This window comes from Streptomyces sp. M92 (assembly GCF_028473745.1).
Taxonomy (GTDB): domain Bacteria; phylum Actinomycetota; class Actinomycetes; order Streptomycetales; family Streptomycetaceae; genus Streptomyces.
The window spans coordinates 7,650,234-7,670,953 of sequence record NZ_CP101137.1; the positions used below are offsets into that span (position 1 = coordinate 7,650,234).

Consider the following 20,720-nt stretch of genomic DNA (forward strand, 5'->3'; position numbering starts at 1 on the left):
ACAGACGGTGGGGCAGCGCCCCGGGGGCGCGGGGGCCGTGTCGAATATGCGGCTACCGCCGCGCGGGCGCGAACCAGCCCCCACCGGCCCGCAGACGAAGAACGAGCAGCGCTACGCGAGACCGGCCTCGCGGAACGAATCCAGGCTGGGACGAATCGTCGCGGTGAGCCCCGTACCCGCCACCGCGTCCAGCGTCTTCAGACCATCCCCCGTGTTCAGCACGACCGTGGTCAGCGCCGGGTCCAGCACGCCGTCCTCGACGAGCTTCTTGGTCACGCCCACCGTCACACCGCCGGCGGTCTCCGCGAAGATGCCCTCCGTGCGGGCGAGCAGCTTGATCGCGTCGACGACCTGCTCGTCGGTCACGTCCTCCACGGCACCGCCCGTGCGGCGCGCGATGTCGAGGACGTACGGCCCGTCCGCCGGGTTGCCGATCGCCAGCGACTTGGCGATGGTGTCCGGCTTCTGCGGGCGTACGACGTCGTGCCCGGCCTTATACGCGGTGGACACCGGCGAGCAGCCCTCGGCCTGGGCGCCGAAGATCTTGTACGGCTTGTCCTCGACCAGCCCGAGCTTGATCAGCTCCTGAAGACCCTTGTCGATCTTCGTGAGCTGGGAGCCGGAGGCGATCGGGACGACGATCTGGTCGGGCAGCCGCCAGCCGAGCTGCTCGCAGATCTCGTACGCGAGGGTCTTGGAGCCCTCCGCGTAGTACGGGCGCAGGTTGACGTTGACGAAGCCCCAGCCCTCGCCGGCCGGGTCGCCGATCAGTTCGGAGCAGAAGCGGTTGACGTCGTCGTAGTTGCCCTCGATGCCGACCAGCTCACCGCCGTAGACGGCGGCCATGACGACCTTGCCCTGCTCCAGGTCGTGCGGGATGAACACGCAGGAGCGGAAGCCGGCGCGGGCGGCGGCGGCGCCGACGGCACCGGCGAGGTTGCCGGTGGAGGAGCAGGAGAGGGTGGTGAAGCCGAAGGCGCGGGCGGCCTCCAGGGCCTGGGCGACGACGCGGTCCTTGAAGGAGTGCGTCGGGTTGCCGGAGTCGTCCTTGACGAAGAGCTTGCCGGCCTCGACGCCCAGCTCGCGGGCCAGGTTGTCGGCCTTGACCAGCTTGGTCCAGCCCGGGTTGATGTTCGGCTTGGTCGCCACGTCGGCGGGGACGGGCAGCAGCGGCGCGTAGCGCCAGATGTTCGCGGGGCCCGCCTCGATGCGCTTCCGCAGCTCCTCGGTGTCGTACGCCGAGAAGTCGTAGGCGATCTCCAGCGGGCCGAAACACTCCTCGCAGGCGAAGAGCGGGCCGAGCGGCACGCGGTGACCGCACTCGCGGCAGGAGAGGGCCGCGGCGGGACCGAGGTCGACCGGGGAGGCGGCGGAGGGGGTGGAAGCGGTGGTGTCGGTGTTGCTTGCGACAGTCTGCACAGCCATGTGAGGCGAGGCCCTTTCTCCTCATCTTCCTCACGACGCATCTCGCCGTGAGACGGATTTGGCACCTTCCCTAGCCGGGAGCCTCGCCACGTCCGTGTGACAAGAACCGACTGGAGGGTTGCCGGGGCTTCATCGGGCCGTATCCCTCTGCCCCTCTGGATGAGCGGTGTTCAGTTGTTGGTCACGCGGCGACCCCGGCATGCGATGGTCACCCGCGTTGTTCAAGACTGTAACCGACGGCCATGACAGTTGAGATAGTCGTCCGAACCGCGAGATGGATCACAGAGGGAGCCACCGACCGTGCTGGAAGAAGTCGAGCGCTGGCTGGACGCACGCTCCTGGTCCGTGACGGACCGGCCGCTCCAGCGGCTCCTGGCCGCCAAGCACGCCGGCGGGCAGACGGTCAGCGTGGTGCTGCCCGCCCTCGACGAGGAGGCGACCGTCGGCGACATCGTCTCGGTGATCCGCCGGGAGCTGATGGAGCGGGTGCCGCTCGTCGACGAGCTGGTGGTGGTGGACTCCGGTTCGCGGGACCGCACCTCGGAGGTGGCCGCGGCGGCGGGCGCCCGGGTCGTGCACCGGGACGCGATCCTGCCGCGCATCCCGGCGGTGCCCGGCAAGGGCGAGGTGCTGTGGCGCTCGCTGCTGGTCACCGACGGCGACATCGTCTGCTTCGTCGACGCCGACCTGCGCGAGTTCCGCGCCGACTTCGTCTCCGGCATCGTGGGCCCGCTGCTCACCGATCCGGACGTGCACCTGGTCAAGGCCATGTACGACCGGCCGCTCGACGCGGCGCCCGGTCAGGGCGGCCGGGTGACGGAGCTGATGGCCCGCCCGCTGCTCAACATGCACTGGCCGCGGCTGGCCGGCTTCGTCCAGCCGCTCGGCGGCGAGTACGCGGCCCGCCGCTCCCTGCTCGAACAGCTCCCCTTCCCCGTCGGCTACGGCGTCGAGCTGGGGATGCTGGTCGACGCCCTGCACCTGGTGGGCCTGGACGCCCTCGCCCAGGTCGACGTCGGCGTCCGCAGGCACCGGCACCAGGACGGCCGGGCGCTGGGCCGGATGTCCGCCGCGATCTACCGCACCGCCCAGCTCCGGCTGGCCCGCGGCCATCTGGTCCGGCCCGCCCTCACCCAGTTCGAGCGGGGCGCCGACGGCTTCGAGCCGCGCACGTACTCCGTGGACACGGAGGAGCGGCCCCCGATGACGGAGATCGCCGAGTACGCGGCCCGCCGGGTGGCGTGAGGGAGGGGCCTCAGCCGGTGACGCCGTCCGACCAGCGCCAGGTTCCGCCCGCGTCCGGCTCGCAGGTCAGGTACTCGCCGCCGCGGCCGTGGGTGCTCAGGCCGCGGTGCTTCTTCGCGCAGAACTGGCCGTCGGCGTAGCAGTTGCCCGCGGGGCTGGTCAGCTCGCAGGCGCCGGTGCCGCTGCCGGTGCCGCCGGTGCCGGCGTCCTTGGTCCTCTCGGGTTCGGGGGTCGGGTCCGGCTCCGGCGTGCGCAGCAGGCGTCCGGCGCAGTCGCGGCCGTCGCGGGGGACGGTGAACGTCACGCCGTCGGGGCCGTCGGTCTGCTCGCAGACCTCCTCGTCCAGGCCCCAGGTGGAGGCCTGCCGCCCTGTCCCCTGGAGTTGGACCGTGTAGTCGACGTGGGCCGCCTTGGCCGCGAGCACGGCACCTCCGACGTCGCGGCCGGTGTGGTCCGGCAGCGTGACGGCGGGCGTGGGCGGCTCGGCGCTGTCGGACACCTCGGGGGTGGCACTGGGGCTCTGCGCGGCGGTGGCGGCGGCGCTCGCGGGCCGCTCGTCCGCCTGCGTACCGGTGCTTGAGTCGCCGCAACCGGCCAGCGCCAGCGCGGAGGCCGCGACCAGTGCCGCGGAGGCCGCGAGTCCGCGCATGCGTACACGTACGGGCACCGGGCCCACCCCCCAGAAAGTTGAAATGTGCACCGCATATCCTCGACCTGCTCACATCTCCCACACAAGTGGTGTGACCGAATCGCGGCCGAAGTGATCCCCGGGCACGTTTGAGCTTTTCGGGGCCGGGCTACGTTGAGGCGTATGGCTGCAAGCTTCGGTACTGCACAGGTGCTGGTCGCCTCCAATCGGGGGCCCGTCTCGTACGAGGTGCGCAAGGACGGTTCACTCGACGCCAAACGGGGCGGGGGCGGGCTGGTCTCCGGGTTGTCGGCCATCGGGCCGGACGCGGGGGCGCTGTGGGTGTGCTCCGCGCTCGGCGACGGCGACCGCGAGGCGGTGCGGCGCGGGGTCGGCGAGGACGGCGTGCGGATGCTGGACGTGCCGGCCGACGTGCACGCGGACGCGTACAACGGGATCGCGAACTCGGTGCTGTGGTTCGTGCACCACATGCTGTACCAGACGCCGCTGGAGCCGGTCTTCGACGCGGAGTTCCGGCTGAAGTGGGCCTCCTACGAGAAGTACAACCGGGCGTTCGCCGAGGCGCTGGCCGAGGAGGCCGCCGAGGGCGCGGTCGCCGTCGTGCAGGACTACCACCTGACGCTGGTGCCGGGGATGCTCCGCGAGCTGCGGCCCGACCTGCGGATCGGCCACTTCTCGCACACGCCCTGGGCACCGGTCGACTACTTCCGGCTGCTGCCGGACGACATCGCCGAGCAGGTGCTGCGGGGCATGCTGGGCGCGGACCGGCTCGGGTTCCTCACCCGGCGCTGGGCGGACGCCTTCACCGCGTGCTGCGACGCCCTGGTGGGCGGGCTCGGCGGCACGGAGATCGGCGTGCACGGGCTGGGCGCCGACGGGGACTTCCTGCGGAAGCGGTCGCACGAGTCCGACGTCGAGGAGCGGATGGCGGACCTGCGCGAGGAGATCGGGGAGGGCCGCCGCACGATCGTGCGGGTGGACCGGACCGAGCTGTCCAAGAACATCGTGCGGGGGCTGCTGGCCTACCGGGAACTGCTGACGGGGCGGCCGGAGTGGCGCGAGCGGGTCGTGCACGTGGCGTTCGCCTACCCGTCGCGGCAGGACCTCGCCGTGTACCGGGACTACACGGCCGAGGTGCGGCGGGTGGCCGAGTCGATCAACGCGGAGTTCGGTACGGCGGGGTGGACGCCGGTCGTGCTGCACGTGAAGGACGACTTCGCGCGGTCGCTGGCGGCGTACCGGATGGCGGACGTGGCCCTGGTCAATCCCGTCCGGGACGGGATGAACCTCGTCGCGAAGGAGGTGCCGGTCGTCTCCGACGAGGGGTGTGTGCTGGTGCTGTCGCGGGAGGCGGGGGCGTACGAGGAGCTGGGTGAGGACGCGGTCGTCGTGAATCCGTACGACGTGTCGGGGACGGCGGAGGCGTTGCACGAGGCGTTGGGCCTGCCGGCCGGGGAGCGGGGGGAGCGGTCGAAGCGGTTGGCCGCGGCGGGGACGGCGTTGCCGCCGGGGCGGTGGTTCTTGGAGCAGTTGGAGGCGTTGAGGGATTGATCGCGCCCGGCGCTGGCGGGGTGCCTCCCCCACTCTCGGCTTCTCCCCCACGCTCGGCTTCGCTCGCGCGGGAGGTGCCCCCATGAGCGGGAGGTGCCCCCACCGCCCACCCTCCCCCACTCTCGGCTTCGCTCGAGCGGGGGGACCCCCATCGCCCTGGGGGTACCTCCCAGGCCGACAAGGCACTGGGGGAGGCACGAATGCCCGCAGGCTGCGGGGTCTACGCGACGTAGGCCGCCAGAGCTCGGAGGAGCTTCACCACTCCCTCCGGGCCGTCGACCACCAGGTCGGCTCGTTCGCGGAGGGTCGGGACCTCGTCGCTGCCGCTGCAGACCAGGAGGCCGGGGGTGTGCTGGGTGCGGAGGGTGTCGACGGCGTCGAAGGCGGGGAGGTCGCCGAGGTCGTCGCCGGCGTAGAGGACGGACGCGGCGCCCAGTTCGCGGACGTACTCGCGGAGCGCGGCGCCCTTGTCCATGCCGGGTGGGCGCAGTTCCAGGACCATGCGGCCCGGTTCCACGATCAGGCCGTTGCGGGAGGCCAGGCCGGTCAGCGGGGCGCGCAGGGCGTCGAAGGCGGCCTGGGGTTCGGGGGCGCGGCGGGTGTGGACGGCGACCGCGTGGCCCTTCTCCTCGATCCAGGTGCCCTCGCCCGCGCCGGAGTGCTCCAGCAGGCCGGGCAGTTCCGCGCGGACGGCGGCGACGCCGGGGTGCGGGTCGGGGGCGGTGAGGGTGCCGGTGGCGGCGTCCCAGCGTTCGGCGCCGTAGTGGCCGAGGACGACGAGGTGGTCGAGGCCTGCGACGCCCGCGAAGCCTCCGTGGTGGACGGCGACCTCGGCGGGGCGGCCGGTGATCACCGCGACGGCGGCGACCTCCGGGGCGAGGGCCGCGAGCGCCGGCACGGCGTCCGGGTGGGCGCGGGCCCGGTCGGGGTCGGCGACGATCGGGGCGAGCGTGCCGTCGAAGTCGAGGGCGACCACCGCGCGGCCGGGGTCGGCGAGGAGGGCGTCGAGGCCTGCGCGTCCGGCCTCGGTCGCGGGGGTCGGCAGGTGGTCCGGGGAGTCGTCACGGGTGGATTCCTGGTGGCTGCCCATACCGCGAACCTATCCCGCCGGAGCCGCGGACAATCTCACCGCTCCGAGCGGCGCGACTCCCGTACCCGGCGCAGCCGGTTGACCGTCACCGGGTCGGCGGCGAGCGCGCGGGGGTCGTCCAGGAGGGCGTTCAGGAGCTGGTAGTAGCGGACGGGGGCCAGGCCCAGTTCCTCGCGGATCGCCCGCTCCTTGGCGCCGGGGCCGGGAAAGCTCCGGCGTTCCAGCGCGAGGACGTCCCGCTCCCTCTGTCCCAGGTCCATGTACGGCACCGTAACGCCCGCCACCGACAGCGGCCCCTCCCCCGCTCGCCCCGCTACTCGGCGCTGCCCGCCCGCATCGCCGTGGCCTGGATCTGGCCGAGCACCTCCTTGGGGCTGCCGCCGGGGGCGACGGCCTGGCCGATGCGCTTCTTGACGTCCGCGCTGACCGAGGCCCAGGAGGCCTTGCCGACCGGGTAGAGCTCGGAGAGCAGGAGTTCGTTCAGGAAGGGCTTGAGGTTCGCGTCCTCCTTCGCCGTGCTCATGACCTGGGAGGCGGAGGTGGTGACCGGGAGCAGGTCGTAGCGGCGGGAGAAGGCGAGGACGTTCTCGTCGTTGTAGACGAAGTCGAGGAAGTCGCCGATCTCCTCCTGGTGGCCGTTCTCCTTGAAGGCCGTCATCCAGTCGGTGACGCCGAGCGTGTTCTTGCTCGCGCCGTCGGTGCCGGGGGTCGTCACCATGCCGTACTTCACGCCCTTGTCGGACGCCGTCTTCATCAGCGTCGGGTGCCCGTTGAGCATGCCGACGTCACCGTTCGCGAAGGCGGCGAAGGCGTCGGCGCGGTCGAGCTTGCCGGGGGCGACGGGGCCGGTGAGGTCCTTGGCGACCAGTTCGTCCCTGAGCCAGGTGAAGGTGGTGACGTTCTGCGGGGAGTCGATGGAGTAGGTGCCGACGTCGTCGGTGTAGCCGCCCCCGCCGCTGAGCATCCACTGCATCGCCTCGGCCGGCGCCTCCTCGGGGCCCAGCGGCAGCGCGTACGGGTACTTCACGCCCTCGGCCTTCAGCGCCTCGGCGGCGTCGGCGAGGTCGTCCCAGCTCTTGGGCGGGGTGACGTCGGCCTTCTCGAAGAGGGTCTTGTTGTAGAAGAGCACCCGCGTGGAGGCCGCGAAGGGCAGGCCGTACTGGGCGCCGTTGACCTGGCCGGCGGTGGCGAGCTGGGAGACGAAGTTCGCCTGGACCGGGATGGAGAGCACGTCGCCGGCCTGGTAGAGCAGACCCTGGTCCGCGTAGTCGGAGTAGGCGCCGATCTGGGCCAGGTCGGGAGCCTTGCCGGCCTCGACCATCTCGCGGACCTTCCGGTCGACGTCGTTCCAGGAGTAAACGGTGACGTCGATGTTCACGTCGGGGTGCTTGGCCTCGTACGCACCGGCGACGTCGTCCCAGTAGCCCTGGGAGCTGTTGGCCTTGCTGTCGCCGTAGTCGGCGGCGACCAGCCTCAGCGTCACCTCGCCGGAGTCGCCGGTGAGCCCGCAGCCGCCGAGGACCGCCGTCATGCCCAGTGCGGACACCACCGCGATCGTTCCTGTCCTACGCCGCTGCACCCTGATTCCCCAACCCTGCCGACGACACGTCATGCACTGCTTGCCGCAGTCGTTCACTTGTTCGATTGTTCGTCGTTGTTCGCTTGATTCACGCTTGCGCGCTTGTTCGTTTAACGGACTAAGGTCTACACCACGACAGTGGACTAGACCTCTCCCGGGTCAACGGGCCACACTGTCCCCGTGAGACATGTCATCGCCCTCGATGTGGGCGGCACCGGGATGAAGGCCGCCCTGGCGGGGCCGGGGGGCGAGCTGCTCCACCAGGCCCGCCGGGCCACCGGCCGCGAGCGCGGACCGGAGGCGGTCGTCGCGGGCATCCTGGACTTCGCCGCCGAGCTGCGCGCCCTGGGCGCCGACCGGTTCGGCGAGCCCGCCGCCGCCGCGGGCGTGGCCGTCCCCGGCATCATCGACGAGGAGCACGGCACCGCCGTCTACGCGGCCAACCTCGGCTGGCGCGACGTACCGCTGCGCGCGCTGCTCGGCGACCGGCTCGGCGGCGTCCCGGTCGCCCTCGGGCACGACGTGCGCACCGGCGGGCTCGCCGAGGGGCGTGTCGGGGCCGGGAAGGGCGCCGACCGGTTCCTGTTCGTGCCGCTGGGCACCGGCATCGCGGGCGCCATCGGCATCGACGGCCGGGTCGAGTCGGGCGCCCACGGCTTCGCGGGCGAGATCGGCCACGTCGTCGTGCGCCCCGGCGGCGTCCCCTGCCCGTGCGGGCAGCGCGGGTGCCTGGAGCGGTTCGCGTCCGCGTCGGCGGTCAGCGAGGCGTGGGCACAGGCCTGCGGCGACCCGGAGGCGGACGCCGCCGACTGCGCCAAGGCCGTCGAGTCGGGGGACGCGCGGGCGCTCACCGTGTGGCAGGACGCGGTGGAGGCGCTCGCCGACGGACTGGTCACCGCGCTCACTCTGCTGGACCCGCGCGTACTGATCATCGGTGGCGGCCTCGCCGAGGCCGGGGAAACCTTGTTCTCACCGCTGCGGGACGCCGTCCGACGGCGCGTCACCTTCCAGAAGCTGCCCGAGATCGTCCCCGCGGCGCTCGGGGACACCGCGGGCTGCCTGGGCGCCGGGCTGCTGGCCTGGGACCTGCTCGGCCCCGATCCGCACGGCACCACCCCTACGACCACCATGACTCCTCCGGAGGTAACCACCTGATGGCCCCAAGCAAGGTTCTCGCCGGTGCCCGGGTGGTACTGCCCACCGGCACCGTGGACGACGGCCGCGTGATCGTCGACGGCACGCGGATCGCGGACACGGCGCCCCCCGGGGCGGAGGTCGTCGACGTGTCGGGCCACTGGGTGGTCCCCGGCTTCGTCGACATCCACAACCACGGCGGCGGCGGCGCCTCCTTCACCGGCGGCACCGCCGAGGACGTCCTCAAGGGCGTCGAGACCCACCGGCGGCACGGCACCACCACGGTGGTCGCCTCCGCCGTCACCGGCGACCTGGACTTCCTCGCCCGGCAGGCCGGGCTGCTGGCCGAGCTGGCGCAGCAGGGCGACGTCGCCGGCATCCACTTCGAGGGGCCGTTCATCTCCCCGTGCCGCAAGGGCGCCCACGACGAGCAGCTGCTGCGCGACCCGGACCCGGCCGAGGTCCGCAAGCTGGTCGACGCCTCGCACGGCCACGCGAAGATGATGACGCTCGCCACCGAGCTGCCGGGCGGCCTGGACTCCGTACGGCTGCTCGCGGAGCACGGCGTGATCGCGGCGATCGGGCACACCGACGCGACGTACGAGCAGACGGTGCAGGCCATCGACGCGGGCGCGACGGTCGCCACGCACCTCTTCAACGCGATGCCCCCGGTCGGCCACCGCGCCCCCGGTCCCATCACCGCGCTGCTGGAGGACGAGCGGATCACCGTCGAGCTGATCAACGACGGCACGCACCTGCACCCGGCCGCGCTCCAGCTGGCCTTCCACCACGCGGGCGCCTCCCGGGTCGCCTTCATCACCGACGCGATGGACGCGGCCGGCTTCGGCGACGGCCGCTACCTGCTCGGCCCGCTGGAGGTCGAGGTCGCGGACGGCGTGGCCCGCCTGGTGGAGGGCGGCTCGATCGCGGGCTCCACGCTCACCCTGGACCGCGCCTTCAAGCGGGCGGTGACGGTGGACGGGCTGCCGGTCGGGGACGTCGTCGCGGCGATCTCCGCCAACCCGGCGCGGCTGCTGGGCGTGGACGACCGGATCGGCTCCCTGGAACCCGGCAAGGACGCCGACCTGGTGGTCCTGGACGACGCGTTCGACCTGGTGGGCGTAATGCGCCGGGGCGAATGGGTGGTCGATCCCCAACTGGCCTGATCCGTCCCGGAACCCGGCCACGACGGCCGACCGGGGGCTGGGCCGACCGCCGCCCTTTTGGCATGATCGTGTCGTGGAACACAGCTCCACGGGCACGCCAGCCGCAGACGATCGGGGGAGGTCGGCACGGTGATCCTCACCGTCACACTCAACACCGCGCTCGACATCACCTACCGCGTCCCGGGCCTGAGGCCCCACGCCTCCCACCGGGTGAGGGAGGTGACGGAGCGTCCCGGCGGCAAGGGCCTGAACGTCGCCCGGGTGCTGGCCGCCCTCGGGCACGAGGTCACGGTCACCGGCTTCGCGGGCGGCACCACCGGCGACACCGTGCGCGCGGGACTCACCGGCGTGGCCGGGGTGGCGGACGCGCTCGTGCCGGTGGCGGGGGCCACCCGGCGCACCATCGCCGTCGTGGACGAGCGCACCGGCGACACCACCCAGCTCAACGAACCCGGCCCGGCCGTCGCGCCCGCCGAGTGGAGCGCCTTCCAGGAGGCGTACGAGGACCTGCTGGCCGGGGCCGCCGCGGTCGCCCTGTGCGGCAGCCTGCCGCCCGGTGTCCCGGTGGGCGCCTACGCCGGTCTGGTGCGCACCGCCCGTGCGGCGGGCGTGCCGGTGCTGCTGGACACCAGCGGGGAGCCGCTGCGCCGGGGGATCGCCGCGCGTCCGGACATCATCAAGCCGAACGCCGACGAGCTGGCCGAGCTGACCGGCTCGCACGAGCCGCTGCGGGCCACGCAGGCCGCCCGCCGCCGCGGCGCCCGCTCGGTGGTCGCCTCGCTGGGGGCCGCGGGGCTGTTCGCCCAGACCCCGGAGGGCCGCTGGCGCGCGGCCCCGCCCGCCCACGTGCGCGGCAATCCGACCGGCGCGGGCGACTCGGCGGTCGCCGGGCTGCTCTCCGGCCTGGTGGAGCACCTGCCCTGGCCGGACCGGCTGGCCCGCGCGGTCGCCCTGTCGGCGGCGACCGTGCTGGCGCCGGTGGCGGGCGAGTTCGACCGGGCGGCGTACGAGGAGCTGCTCGGCCGCGGGGTGGCGGTGACGACGGAGGCCGACGCGGCGTGACGCGGGGCGGCGGACGTGGCCCGCAGCCGGTCCACGGGCCGGTCTACGGGGCCGTCAGCCCGTCGTGAGCGAGAGCTGGTCGATGACCGCCTCGCACTTGTTGTCCGCGTTGCAGGCCAGCTCGATCGTGTTGGTGCCCTCGTTGAGGTTCACGGTGGCCCAGGTGGACTTCCAGCCCTTTTCCCAGTCCCCGGCGGGCGTGCCGCCGAAGTTCTTCATGTTCAGCGGGCGGGCCTGGGCCTTGCCGTTGACCAGCAGGGTGGCGTCGGCGTCGGTGCCCGGGGTGCCGTAGCGCACGTTCAGCCGGTAGCCGCCGGCCTCCTCGATGCCGTTGACGGTCCAGGTGACCTTCGCGCCGACCTGGTTGAAACCCGTGACGTAGACCCCGCCGGCGGCCTTCGCGCCCTCGATGTCCGAGGCGGTCGACACGCCGGGCGACAGCCTGAGCGCCTTCGCGTCGGTCGCCGGCAGCTCGACCTCCTCCTCGGCGTCGTCGCTGGCCGAAGGGCTGGGCTCGCTGCTCTGGGACTGGGTGGGCGTGGAGCCGCCCCCCGCCTCGTTGCCGCCCTTGTCGTCCTCCGAGCTGCTGCTCGTCATGGCCACGGCGATACCGACGACGACCGCGGCGACGACCGCGACCGCGCCGATCAGCAGACCCTTGGTGTTGGGGCCGCGGCGCCCGCCGCCCCCGCCCGCGCCGCGTCCCGGCTGCTGCGGGCCGTTCGGCGCGCCGCCGCCGGGGAGCGTCTCGGGCGCCGCGTAGTGCGCGTTGGGCGAGCCGTGGCCGGCCTGGGGGTACCCGTAACCGCCCTGGGGCTGCCCGTAGGCGCCCTGCTGCTGCGGGGCGGCCTGGCCGTAGGCGGCGGTCGGGGCGGCCTGGCCCTGCGGTGCGCCGCCGTACTGCCGTGTGCCGACGGGACGCACCCGGTTGACGGAGTTCGGGTAGCCGTAGCCACCGGACGGCGGCTGGGCACCGTTGGCCTGCCCGTCGGCGTAGAGGTAGCCGAAGGGGTCGTCGTCCTCGGGCGTGCTCGCGCCGTTGTTGCCGGGCGTCATCCCTTGGTCTCCTAACCAGATGCTTGCGTGTGCGGTACGGGTCGTGAGAGGGCGAGCCTACCCGCTCGCACTGACCCGAAAGGGTGACTCGGACCGCATCAGCGCCCTGACCTGGTGATCATCCGGCACGTCGGTGCTGTTTGGGACGAGATCGTTTCTCGACGTACATCCGTTCGTCAGCTGACTTCAGCACTTCGTCCGCCGTCATGCCGCAGTGGGCCCACCCGATGCCGAAACTGGCGCCCACGCGGACGGCCCTTCCCTCGGCCCGGATGGGCTGGATGATCTCGTTGCGCAGCCGTACGGCGAGGTCCTCGGCGTCGGCCCGGCCGAGCCCGTTGGCGAGGATCACGAACTCGTCGCCGCCGAGCCGGGCCACGGTGTCGCCGTCGCGCACGCCGCCGCTGAGCCGGCGGGCGACCTCGATGAGGACGGCGTCGCCGGCGTTGTGCCCGAACCGGTCGTTGATCGACTTGAAGCCGTCCAGGTCGCAGAAGAGGACCGCGAGCCCCTTGGTGCCGTCGTCGCGGCCGTCCTCCGGGGCGACGGCGTGCACGTGGTGGTCGTAGGCGCCGTACGGCTCGGCGGCCGCCGCCCCGAAGTCGAAGGTGTGGCCGCCGGAGTCGAAGACGGCGGAGTCCCCGTAGGCGGCGTCCATGGCGTCCACCACGCCCGCGTGCGGCGACTGCGGGCGCCGGCACAGCCGGGCGGCGAGGCGGGAGCGCAGCTCGGCGCTGTTGGGCAGTCCGGTGAGGGAGTCGTGGGAGGCGCGGTGGGCGAGCTGGAGCTCGCGGCGCTTGCGCTCCTCTATGTCCTCGACGTGGGTGAGCAGGAAGCGGGGCCCGTCGGCGGCGTCGGCGACGACGCTGTTGCGCAGGGAGACCCAGACATAGGTGCCGTCGCGGCGGCCCAGGCGCAGCTCGGCCCGGCCGCCCTCGGCGGAGGTGCGCAGCAGGGTGCCGATGTCCTCGGGGTGGACGAGGTCGGAGAAGGCGTAGCGGCGCATCGCGGAGGCGCGGCGGCCCAGGAGCCGGCACAGGGCGTCGTTGGTCCGCAGGATGCGGCCGTGCTGGTCGCCGCCCATCTCGGCGATGGCCATGCCGGAGGGGGCGTACTCGAAGGCCTGCCGGAAGCTTTCCTCGCTGGCCCTCAGCGCCTGCTGGTCGCGCTCGAGGCGGACCAGGGCGCGCTGCATGTTGGAGCGCAGCCGGGCGTTGCTGATCGCGATGGCCGCCTGGAAGGCGTACATCTGCAAAGCCTCGCGGCCCCAGGCGCCCGGACGGCGGCCGTTGCGCGGCCGGTCCACGGACAGGACTCCGATCAGCTCGCCGCTGCTGCCGCCGCCCTGCGGGCCGGGGGCGTACATCGGGGCGAAGAGCCGGTCCGAGGGGTGCCACTCGTCCTCGAAGCGGGGCGCGGGCCCGTCGGTGTACCACTGCGGGACGTCGTCGTCGTCGAGGACCCAGCCCTCGGTGTGGGGTATGAAGATCAGGTCGCCCCACTGCTCGCCCATGCGCAGCCGCCGGTCCCAGGACTCGCGGGAGCCCGCCCGGCCGGTGATGAGGGCCTCGGCGGCCTGGTTACCGGAGAAGGCGGCGACGACGAGGTCACCGTCGGGCCGGACCATGTTGACGCACGCCAGCTCGTACCCGAGGGCCTGGACGACGCCGTCGGCGACGGCCTGCAGGGTGTCGGCCAGGCTGCGGGCCTTGTTCATGTCAGCCATGACCTGGTGCAGCTGCCGCAGGGACGCAAGACGGACGTAGGGCTCCGACTCGGTCTCCATGCTCGCCCTCCCCCCGAGACCTCGCAGCGAATCAAGGGTTGCCTTGGCGCCTTTACTGATGGTGCCCTTCCAGTTCCCCGCCACTGAATCACAGCGCGCTGCCCACTCGGTACACAGGGTCAACAATTACGTCCTCTTGTGACTCAAGTCACAGCGAAAGATGAACAATTGAGTGGTGTTTCCGCGTTTTCTCTGTGCGTTTACTGAACGCAAATTTCGTGTCCGTCCGCACGTCTCGCGCCGAACTCCTTCCGTGGTCCTAGGACCCGGTTCCGTCCGGGGCCCGATGCCGTCCCCCGGCCCCGGCGATTAGCGTGACGACGTGCCGAACACTCCTTCCCTCACGTCCCCCGCACCCCCCGCGTCCCCCGCGCTCCCGTCGCCGTCGCCCGCCGCCGGGCATGCTGAGGGGGTGAGCAACGAGGAGTTCCGTGCCGCCATGTCCCGGCTGGCCTCGGGCGTGGTCCTGGTGACCGCGCAGGAGCCGCCGCTGGACCCCGACGACCCGCAGGCGCCGAGCGGCGAGGACGTCGGCATGACGGCCACCGCCTTCATGTCGGTCTCCCTCGACCCGCCGCTGGTCCTGGTCAGCCTGCGCGAGGGCTCCCGCATGGACGACCTGCTGGACGAGCAGCCCCTGTGGGCGGTCTCGGTCCTGTCCGAGAGCCAGCGGCACATCGCCGGGCGCTTCGCCATGAAGGGCCGCGTCAGCGACCGGCTCCTCTTCGCGGACATCCCGTACCTGCGGGGTGAGGCGACCGACGCCCCGCTGGTCGGCGGCGCCCTGGCCACCCTGGAGTGCCGCACCGAGCAGCGCGTGCGGGCCGGGGACCACACCCTGGTCATCGGCCGCGTGCTGACCGCCTCGCTGCCGAGCGCGGACGGCGGACCGCTGGCGTACTTCCGGGGGCGGTACCGGCAGTTGGGGTGACCCGTTAATCGCTCGTCGCCCGCGCGGCGCCCGCTTAAGGTGCGCGCATGACGACCAGTACCACGCTCCGCCTCGCGGAGGTCACCCGCGCGAACTTCGAGGCCGCCACCGCCATACGGGTCCGCCCCGACCAGGAGTTCGCCGTCGAGCCGGTGATGACGTCGCTCGCCGAGGCCTACCTGCACCCAGGCGTCGCCTGGCCCCGCCTGATCCTCGACGGCGACCGCCCCGTCGGCTTCCTCATGGCCTTCTTCGACATCGACTGGTACGAGGACGGCAGCGTGCGGCGCTCCGGGCTGTGGCGGCTGAACATCGCGGCCGGTGAACAGGGCCGGGGATACGGCCGTTTCGCGGTGGAGTCGGTGGCGGAGGAGATCCGCCGGCGCGGCGGCGAGGAGTGCTACGTCACCTGGCACCCGGGCCCGGACGGCCCCGAGGGCTTCTATCTGGGGCTGGGCTTCAGGCCGGACGGGGAGACGAGCGAGGGGCAGACGGTGGGGGTGCTGAAGCTGGCCTAGGTGCCCGCTCTAGTCCCAGTTCTTCGGGGAGCGGCCGCGCTTGGTCTGCGAGCGCTGCTTCTTCTCGCGCAGCCGGCGTTCGTTGATGCCGCGCGGTATGCGGGTCGGCCTGCGGGGCTTGGGCGGAGGGGCGGTGGCCTCGGCGAGGAGGGCCGTGAGGCACACGGCGGCACTCTCGCGGTTGCGCCACTGGGAGCGGTGCTCGGAGGCGCGGACGGTGACGACGCCGTCGGTCAGGCGTCCGGCCAGCCGCTCCAGCGCGCGGCGCTTCCACACCTCGGGCAGCGCCTCGGTGCGCGCCAGGTCGAAACGGAGTTCCACCGCCGTGTCCGTGGTGTTGACGTGCTGCCCGCCCGGCCCGGAGGACCGCGAGAAACGCCAGACGAGCTCGGCCTCGGGAAGGGAGACGGAGCCGCGGATGACATGGGGACCGGACATGCCGTCCATGTTCCCGTCCCCGTGCGGTCCACGTCATCCCATTATCCTCGGCCCCGGCCTCGGTAAAGAAAGTAAAGAGAGCTGGAACCTTGTGGACCCCTCTCGTCGTTCATGGAGGTAGCTGTAGCTTTCTTGCCGTACGTAAACGAGGGAAGGGACTCCCAACAATGGCTGTAAGCCTGTCCAAGGGTGGCAACGTCTCGCTCACCAAGGAGGCTCCGGGCCTGACCGAAGTCACCGTGGGCCTCGGCTGGGACGTCCGTACCACCACCGGCACCGACTTCGACCTCGACGCCTCCGCGATCGCGGTCAACACGCAGGGCAAGGTCTACTCCGACGCCCACTTCGTCTTCTTCAACAACAAGCAGACGCCGGACAACACCATCGTCCACACCGGTGACAACCGCACCGGCGAGGGCGCCGGCGACGACGAGGCGATCAACGTCAACCTCGCCGCCCTCCCGGCCGACATCGACAAGATCGTCTTCCCGGTCTCGATCTACGACGCCGAGAACCGCTCGCAGAACTTCGGCCAGGTGCGCAACGCCTACATCCGCATCATCAACCAGGCCGGCGGCGCCGAGATCGCCCGCTACGACCTGTCCGAGGACGCGGCCACCGAGACCGCCATGGTCTTCGGCGAGCTCTACCGCAACGGCGCCGAGTGGAAGTTCCGCGCCGTCGGCCAGGGCTACGCCTCGGGTCTGGTGGGCATCGCCCAGGACTTCGGCGTGAACGTCTGACGTTCGCCCGCGCGTTTCGCGGTACGAAGGCCTCCCGGACGTCCGGCCGGGGGGCCTTCGGCGTTCCCGGCACGGGTTTTCTGGCGAGCCGTCACGGCAGCAGGCGCTGTTCCTTCGCCACCGCGACGGCGCCCGCGCGGGTGTCGACGCCCAGCTTGTCGTAGATGCGGCGCAGGTGCGTCTTCACCGTCGCCTCGCTGATGAACAGGGCGCGGGCGATCTCCCGGTTGCCGAGGCCGGTGGCGAGCTGGGCCAGGATGTCGCGTTCGCGATCGGTGAGGGAGGGGCGCGGACTGCGCATGTTGGCCATGACCCGGCCGGCGACGGGACCGGACAGCGTCGTACGGCCCTGGGCGGCGGCGTGGATGGCGGCGAAGAGTTCCTCGGGTCGCTCGGCCTTCAGCAGGTAACCGGTCGCGCCGGCCTCGATGGCGCGGGTGATGTCGGCGTCGGTGTCGTACGTGGTCAGCACCAGGACGTGCGGGACCCGGCCGGAGCCGGTCTGCGGGGTGGCGGTCGCGGGGGCGGCGGTGAGGCGGCGGGTGGTCTCCACGCCGTCGATGCCCGCGCCGAGTTGCAGGTCCATCAGCACCACGTCCGGCGTCAGCCGCGCCGCGAGCGCCAGCGCCTCCTCGCCGGTGCCCGCCTCGCCGACCACCTCGATGCCGGGGGCGCTGTCGAGCAGGGCGAGCAGTCCGGCCCGTACGACGACGTGGTCGTCGCAGACCAGGATGCGGACGGGGACGGGCCCGCCGTCTGCCGGGTGGGTCATCGGGGTGTCTCCTGCCGGTCGGCCGGGTCGGGGCGGGGCGCTTCCAGAGGTACGGCGGCGGACAGGACGGTGCCCTCGCCGGGCGCCGACTCCACGGTCAGGGTGCCGCCCAGCTGGCGCAGCCGGGCGCGCATCGCGGGCAGCCCGTGTCCGCGCACCCCGGCGGGGGCGTCGGGGAGTGCCACCGGGTCGAAGCCGTGGCCGTCGTCGGTGACGTCCAGGACGGCCTGGTCGTCGAGGAGGGTGAGGGTCAGGGCGGCGGCGCTGGCGCCCGCGTGTTCGCGGACGTTGGCCAGGGCGCCCTGGGCGATGCGCAGCAGGGCCGACTGGACGCGGTCGGGCAGCAGCGGGGACCGGCCGCCGTCGTCGACGTGGACGCGCACGGTGAGGTGGTCGCCGGACTCCCGCACGGCCAGGGCGCGCAGCGCCGCGTCCAGGCCGCCGCCGCGGGCGAGGTCGGCGGGGGCCAGGTCGTGGACGAAGCGGCGGGCCTCGGTGAGATTGTGCTCGGCGACGGAGGCGGCGCCCCGGACGTGGGTGCGGGCCTTGTCCGGGTCGGTCTCCCAGACCCGTTCGGCGGCCTGGAGCAGCATCCGCTGGCTGGACAGGCCCTGGGCGAGGGTGTCGTGGATCTCCATGGACAGCCGCTGCCGTTCGGCGAGGGTGCCCTCGCGGCGCTCGGAGGCGGCGAGTTCCCGGCGGGTGCGGATCAGGTCGTCGATCAGGGCCCGCTGCCGGGCCGCCTGCCGTTCGGTGTGCAGGAACACGGCGGCGGCGATCGCGGCGACGGCGGGCGGCGCGAGCAGCAGGTTCGGGTCGAAGCCCCCCGCGAGCCGGAGCTGCGCGGCGACGACGAACAGCGTCAGGACGGTGACCAGCACCAGCGCCGCCCGGGCCGGGAGGGTGCGCAGGCCGGTGTAGAAGAGGGGCACCGCGCACCAGGCGAAGCTGGGCGCGAGGACGACCAGCACCATCCACACCACGACCACCAGGCCCAGCCAGGCCAGGCGCCGCCCGGCGGGCCGGGTGACGGAGCCGGACGGCTCGGGGCCGGTCAGGGCGGGCCCGAGCAGGTGCAGCACCGCGAGGGTGAGGGAGAGGGCGAAGATCCACGGGGTGCGGGGCTCGCCGGGGTGGCGCAGCAGGAAGCGGGCGAGGGCGCCGCCGAGCAGGAGGAAGAACGCCGCGTGCATCACGGCGCCGAGCCACCGGCTGTCCGGGGCGTACGGCTTCGGCATCCGGCGCCCACCTCCTTCCGTCCGCGGCCGCGCCCGCCCCTCCTCTCCAACCTGCCGCAGGAGGACGCTGAGCTGCGCGAACACTCCCATGATGACCCTTCGGGACGGCCCGCGGGTCAGCCGATCGGACGACCCCGCCGTCGCCCGATCCGTCCGCGACCGGCAGCCGGAACGGCGACCGCGCACCCCCGGGACCGGACGGAGGGTGGAGAGCAGACGGAAGCCCGCCCCCTTTCGAGGAGCAGACACCCATGAAGAAGACGCCCATCAAGAAGGCCCTCTCCCGCCGCGCCCGCATCGCCACCGGCGGCGCCGTTCTCGCCGCGGTCGCCGCCGGCACCTTCGGCACCGTGGCGGCGAACGCCTCCGCCCCCGCTGCGGCCCAGGGCTCCGCGGTGGCCGCCGCCCCCGCCGCGGCCGAGGCCGGCAAGCGCGACACCACCACCTCCACACACCTGACGATCGACGCCGCGACCGAGGCCGCGCAGGCGGCGCTGAAGGCCGCGAAGAAGGAGGGCCAGCGGATCACGGTCGCCGTCGTCGACCGCAACGGCAACACGATCCTCACCATGCGCGGTGACGGCGCCGGTCCGCAGTCCTACGAGTCGGCCGTGAAGAAGGCGTTCACCGCCGTCGCCTGGAACGCCCCGACGACGGAGCTGGCGGGCCGTCTGGAGAACGCACCGAACCTGAAGGACATCCCCGGCACCCTGTTCCTGGGCGGCGGCGTCCCGGTCACGTCGGGCAAGGCGCCGATCGCCGGCATCGGTGTGGCGGGCGCGCCGTCCGGCACCCTGGACGAGAAGTTCGCGCAGGCGGGCGCGGAGGCGATCGACTAGAGCCCGGGTCGCCTCCCGGCGGTCCCCACAGCCGGTCCCAACGGGCGGCCCCAACGGGCGTTTCACGTGAAACGCCCCATAGGATCACGACGTGCGCACCACCCCCCGTCTGCTCGTAGCCGCCGCCACCGCCACCGCCCTCGCGGCGTGCAGCGGTGGCGGCGCGGTCGACGGCGCTCCAGGCGGCTCGGGCGTGCGCGACCCGTACTTCCCCAAGGCGGGCAACGGCGGCTACGACATCGGGCACTACGACCTGACTCTGGCCTACGACCCCGACGACCGGCACCTCACCGGAACGGCGGCGATCACCGCCCGCGCGACCCAGGACCTGTCGGCCTTCAACCTGGACCTCAAGGGCCTGGACGTCGAGGAGGTCACCGTCGAGGGCCGGGACGCCCGTTTCAACCGGGCCGGTCAGGAGCTGACCGTCCGCCCGGCCGACGAGCTGGCCGACGGGGAGACCTTCCGCGTCACCGTCCGCTACTCCGGCGAACCGGTGACCATCACCGACCCCGACGACTCGGAGGAGGGCTGGCTGCCCACCGCCGACGGCGCGGTCGGGCTGGGTCAGCCGACGGGGTCGATGGCCTGGTTCCCCGGCAGCCACCACCCCTCCGACAAGGCGACGTACGACCTGAGGGTGACCGTGCCCGAAGGACTCGGTGCCGTGTCCAACGGCGAGTTGACGGGCGAGTCGACCCACGGCGGCCGTACGACGTCCACCTGGCACGTCGGAGAGCCGATGGCGAGCCACGTCGTGACGGTCGCCGTCGGCGAATGGGAGACGGAACGCTTCACCACCGACGCCGGGCTGCCGGTCCACACGGCCGTCGATCCGCGGCAGGCCGGGGCGAGCCGCGAGGTGCTGGGGCGGATTCCCGAGGTCATGGAGTGGGCCGTGGAGAACTTCGGCCCGTATCCCTTCTCCTCCACCGGTGCGATCGTCGACCGCGTGGCGGACGCCGGGTACGCCCTGGAGACGCAGAACCGGCCGTACTTCCCCGGCGCCCCCGACACCGTCCTGCTCGTCCACGAGCTCGCGCACCAGTGGTACGGCAACTCCGTCAGCCCTGAGACCTGGCGCGACATGTGGCTCAACGAGGGCTTCGCCACCTACGCCGAGTGGCTGTGGCAGGAGGACCAGGGCGGCGACACCGCCCAGGAGACCTTCGACGCGCTCTACGACGGGACCTACTACGACGACGCGGACGCGAACGCCTCGATCTGGGCGTTCCCGCCCGCCGAGCCGCCCGACGCGGAGCACATCTCGGCGAGCCCGGTCTACCAGCGCGGCGCGATGGTCCTGCACAAGATCCGCCAGGCGGTCGGCGACGAGGCGTTCCCGGGCCTCCTGCGGGGCTGGGCCGCCGAGCACCGCCACGGCAACGCGGCCACCGAGGACTTCACCGCCTACGTGGAGAAGTCGGCGCCCGACGAGGACTTCACGGCGATCTGGGAGGACTGGCTGTACGGGGACGGCAGGCCGGACAGCCCGTGA

At 72.8% G+C, this 20,720-nt stretch carries 20 protein-coding genes and 1 riboswitch; of the genes, 10 read left to right on the forward strand and 10 right to left on the reverse strand.

Annotation, left to right across the window (positions count from 1 at the left end):
* Positions 1-111: 111 nt before the first annotated feature.
* Entirely contained in the window at positions 112-1,425 is a 1,314-nt protein-coding gene (thrC, locus tag M6G08_RS35295) for a threonine synthase (RefSeq protein WP_272591189.1), read from the reverse strand.
* 18 nt (positions 1,426-1,443) lie between these two features.
* A riboswitch (SAM riboswitch) is annotated at positions 1,444-1,591 on the reverse strand.
* Positions 1,592-1,725: 134 nt separating this feature from the next.
* On the opposite strand from thrC, the gene M6G08_RS35300 reads away from it, so the two are divergent.
* Entirely contained in the window at positions 1,726-2,670 is a 945-nt protein-coding gene (locus M6G08_RS35300; protein WP_272591190.1) for a glucosyl-3-phosphoglycerate synthase, read from the forward strand.
* A gap of 10 nt (positions 2,671-2,680) precedes the next feature.
* Here the strand turns inward: M6G08_RS35300 and M6G08_RS35305 are convergent, their stop codons facing one another.
* Complete coding sequence (locus M6G08_RS35305; RefSeq protein WP_272591191.1) at positions 2,681-3,319, reverse strand: hypothetical protein; 639 nt, start codon at positions 3,317-3,319, stop codon at positions 2,681-2,683.
* A gap of 162 nt (positions 3,320-3,481) precedes the next feature.
* Between M6G08_RS35305 and M6G08_RS35310 the strand changes: the two genes are divergently transcribed.
* Positions 3,482-4,870: an alpha,alpha-trehalose-phosphate synthase (UDP-forming) gene (locus tag M6G08_RS35310; RefSeq protein WP_272591192.1), complete on the forward strand. Its 1,389-nt coding sequence runs from the start codon at positions 3,482-3,484 to the stop codon at positions 4,868-4,870.
* 220 nt (positions 4,871-5,090) lie between these two features.
* On the opposite strand, the gene otsB is transcribed toward M6G08_RS35310, so the two are convergent.
* Genes otsB through M6G08_RS35325 form a run of 3 tightly spaced genes read right to left on the reverse strand, consistent with a single transcriptional unit; the run spans position 5,091 to position 7,539 of the window.
* The gene (gene otsB / locus M6G08_RS35315) at positions 5,091-5,960 is read right to left on the reverse strand and encodes a trehalose-phosphatase (RefSeq protein WP_272591193.1); all 870 of its coding nucleotides are present in this window, start codon (positions 5,958-5,960) and stop codon (positions 5,091-5,093) included.
* 35 nt (positions 5,961-5,995) lie between these two features.
* Entirely contained in the window at positions 5,996-6,220 is a 225-nt protein-coding gene (locus tag M6G08_RS35320) for a DUF3263 domain-containing protein (protein ID WP_073729652.1), read from the reverse strand.
* A 53-nt stretch (positions 6,221-6,273) separates the two neighbouring features.
* Positions 6,274-7,539, reverse strand: coding sequence for an ABC transporter substrate-binding protein (locus tag M6G08_RS35325; RefSeq protein ID WP_443048999.1), 1,266 nt, complete (start codon positions 7,537-7,539; stop codon positions 6,274-6,276).
* A gap of 219 nt (positions 7,540-7,758) precedes the next feature.
* Between M6G08_RS35325 and M6G08_RS35330 the strand changes: the two genes are divergently transcribed.
* From M6G08_RS35330 to M6G08_RS35340, 3 genes are all read left to right on the forward strand, one after another.
* Positions 7,759-8,694, forward strand: a complete 936-nt coding sequence (locus M6G08_RS35330) for an ROK family protein (protein ID WP_443049029.1) — start codon at positions 7,759-7,761, stop codon at positions 8,692-8,694.
* A complete protein-coding gene (gene nagA / locus M6G08_RS35335) occupies positions 8,694-9,839 on the forward strand; it encodes an N-acetylglucosamine-6-phosphate deacetylase (protein WP_272591195.1) in 1,146 nt (381 codons plus the stop codon). Before M6G08_RS35330 ends, nagA begins: the two co-directional genes overlap by 1 nt.
* Before the next feature lie 129 nt (positions 9,840-9,968).
* A complete protein-coding gene (locus M6G08_RS35340; protein ID WP_272591196.1) occupies positions 9,969-10,901 on the forward strand; it encodes a 1-phosphofructokinase family hexose kinase in 933 nt (310 codons plus the stop codon).
* A 54-nt stretch (positions 10,902-10,955) separates the two neighbouring features.
* Here M6G08_RS35340 and M6G08_RS35345 read toward each other — a convergent pair whose 3' ends face one another.
* Positions 10,956-11,957: a CBM35 domain-containing protein gene (locus tag M6G08_RS35345; RefSeq protein WP_272591197.1), complete on the reverse strand. Its 1,002-nt coding sequence runs from the start codon at positions 11,955-11,957 to the stop codon at positions 10,956-10,958.
* A 118-nt stretch (positions 11,958-12,075) separates the two neighbouring features.
* A complete protein-coding gene (cdgB, locus tag M6G08_RS35350; protein WP_272591198.1) occupies positions 12,076-13,743 on the reverse strand; it encodes a diguanylate cyclase CdgB in 1,668 nt (555 codons plus the stop codon).
* Between the two features lie 322 nt (positions 13,744-14,065).
* Between cdgB and M6G08_RS35355 the strand changes: the two genes are divergently transcribed.
* Together M6G08_RS35355 and M6G08_RS35360 are read left to right on the forward strand one after the other, a co-directional pair.
* Positions 14,066-14,674, forward strand: a complete 609-nt coding sequence (locus M6G08_RS35355; RefSeq protein WP_272591199.1) for a flavin reductase family protein — start codon at positions 14,066-14,068, stop codon at positions 14,672-14,674.
* A 47-nt stretch (positions 14,675-14,721) separates the two neighbouring features.
* Positions 14,722-15,192, forward strand: a complete 471-nt coding sequence (locus tag M6G08_RS35360; protein WP_272591200.1) for a GNAT family N-acetyltransferase — start codon at positions 14,722-14,724, stop codon at positions 15,190-15,192.
* 9 nt (positions 15,193-15,201) lie between these two features.
* On the opposite strand, the gene arfB is transcribed toward M6G08_RS35360, so the two are convergent.
* The gene (gene arfB / locus M6G08_RS35365) at positions 15,202-15,639 is read right to left on the reverse strand and encodes an alternative ribosome rescue aminoacyl-tRNA hydrolase ArfB (protein ID WP_272591201.1); all 438 of its coding nucleotides are present in this window, start codon (positions 15,637-15,639) and stop codon (positions 15,202-15,204) included.
* Positions 15,640-15,797: 158 nt separating this feature from the next.
* Here arfB and M6G08_RS35370 point away from each other — a divergent pair, with 158 nt between their 5' ends.
* Positions 15,798-16,373, forward strand: a complete 576-nt coding sequence (locus M6G08_RS35370; RefSeq protein WP_077797970.1) for a TerD family protein — start codon at positions 15,798-15,800, stop codon at positions 16,371-16,373.
* Positions 16,374-16,464: 91 nt separating this feature from the next.
* Here the strand turns inward: M6G08_RS35370 and M6G08_RS35375 are convergent, their stop codons facing one another.
* A complete protein-coding gene (locus M6G08_RS35375; protein WP_272591202.1) occupies positions 16,465-17,145 on the reverse strand; it encodes a response regulator in 681 nt (226 codons plus the stop codon).
* Positions 17,142-18,383 (reverse strand): sensor histidine kinase, encoded by a 1,242-nt coding sequence (locus M6G08_RS35380; RefSeq protein WP_272591203.1) that lies wholly within the window; start codon positions 18,381-18,383, stop codon positions 17,142-17,144. Before M6G08_RS35380 ends, M6G08_RS35375 begins: the two co-directional genes overlap by 4 nt.
* 251 nt (positions 18,384-18,634) lie before the next feature.
* Here M6G08_RS35380 and M6G08_RS35385 point away from each other — a divergent pair, with 251 nt between their 5' ends.
* Together M6G08_RS35385 and M6G08_RS35390 are read left to right on the forward strand one after the other, a co-directional pair.
* The gene (locus tag M6G08_RS35385; protein WP_272591204.1) at positions 18,635-19,222 is read left to right on the forward strand and encodes a GlcG/HbpS family heme-binding protein; all 588 of its coding nucleotides are present in this window, start codon (positions 18,635-18,637) and stop codon (positions 19,220-19,222) included.
* A gap of 91 nt (positions 19,223-19,313) precedes the next feature.
* Positions 19,314-20,720, forward strand: a complete 1,407-nt coding sequence (locus M6G08_RS35390) for a M1 family metallopeptidase (protein ID WP_272591205.1) — start codon at positions 19,314-19,316, stop codon at positions 20,718-20,720.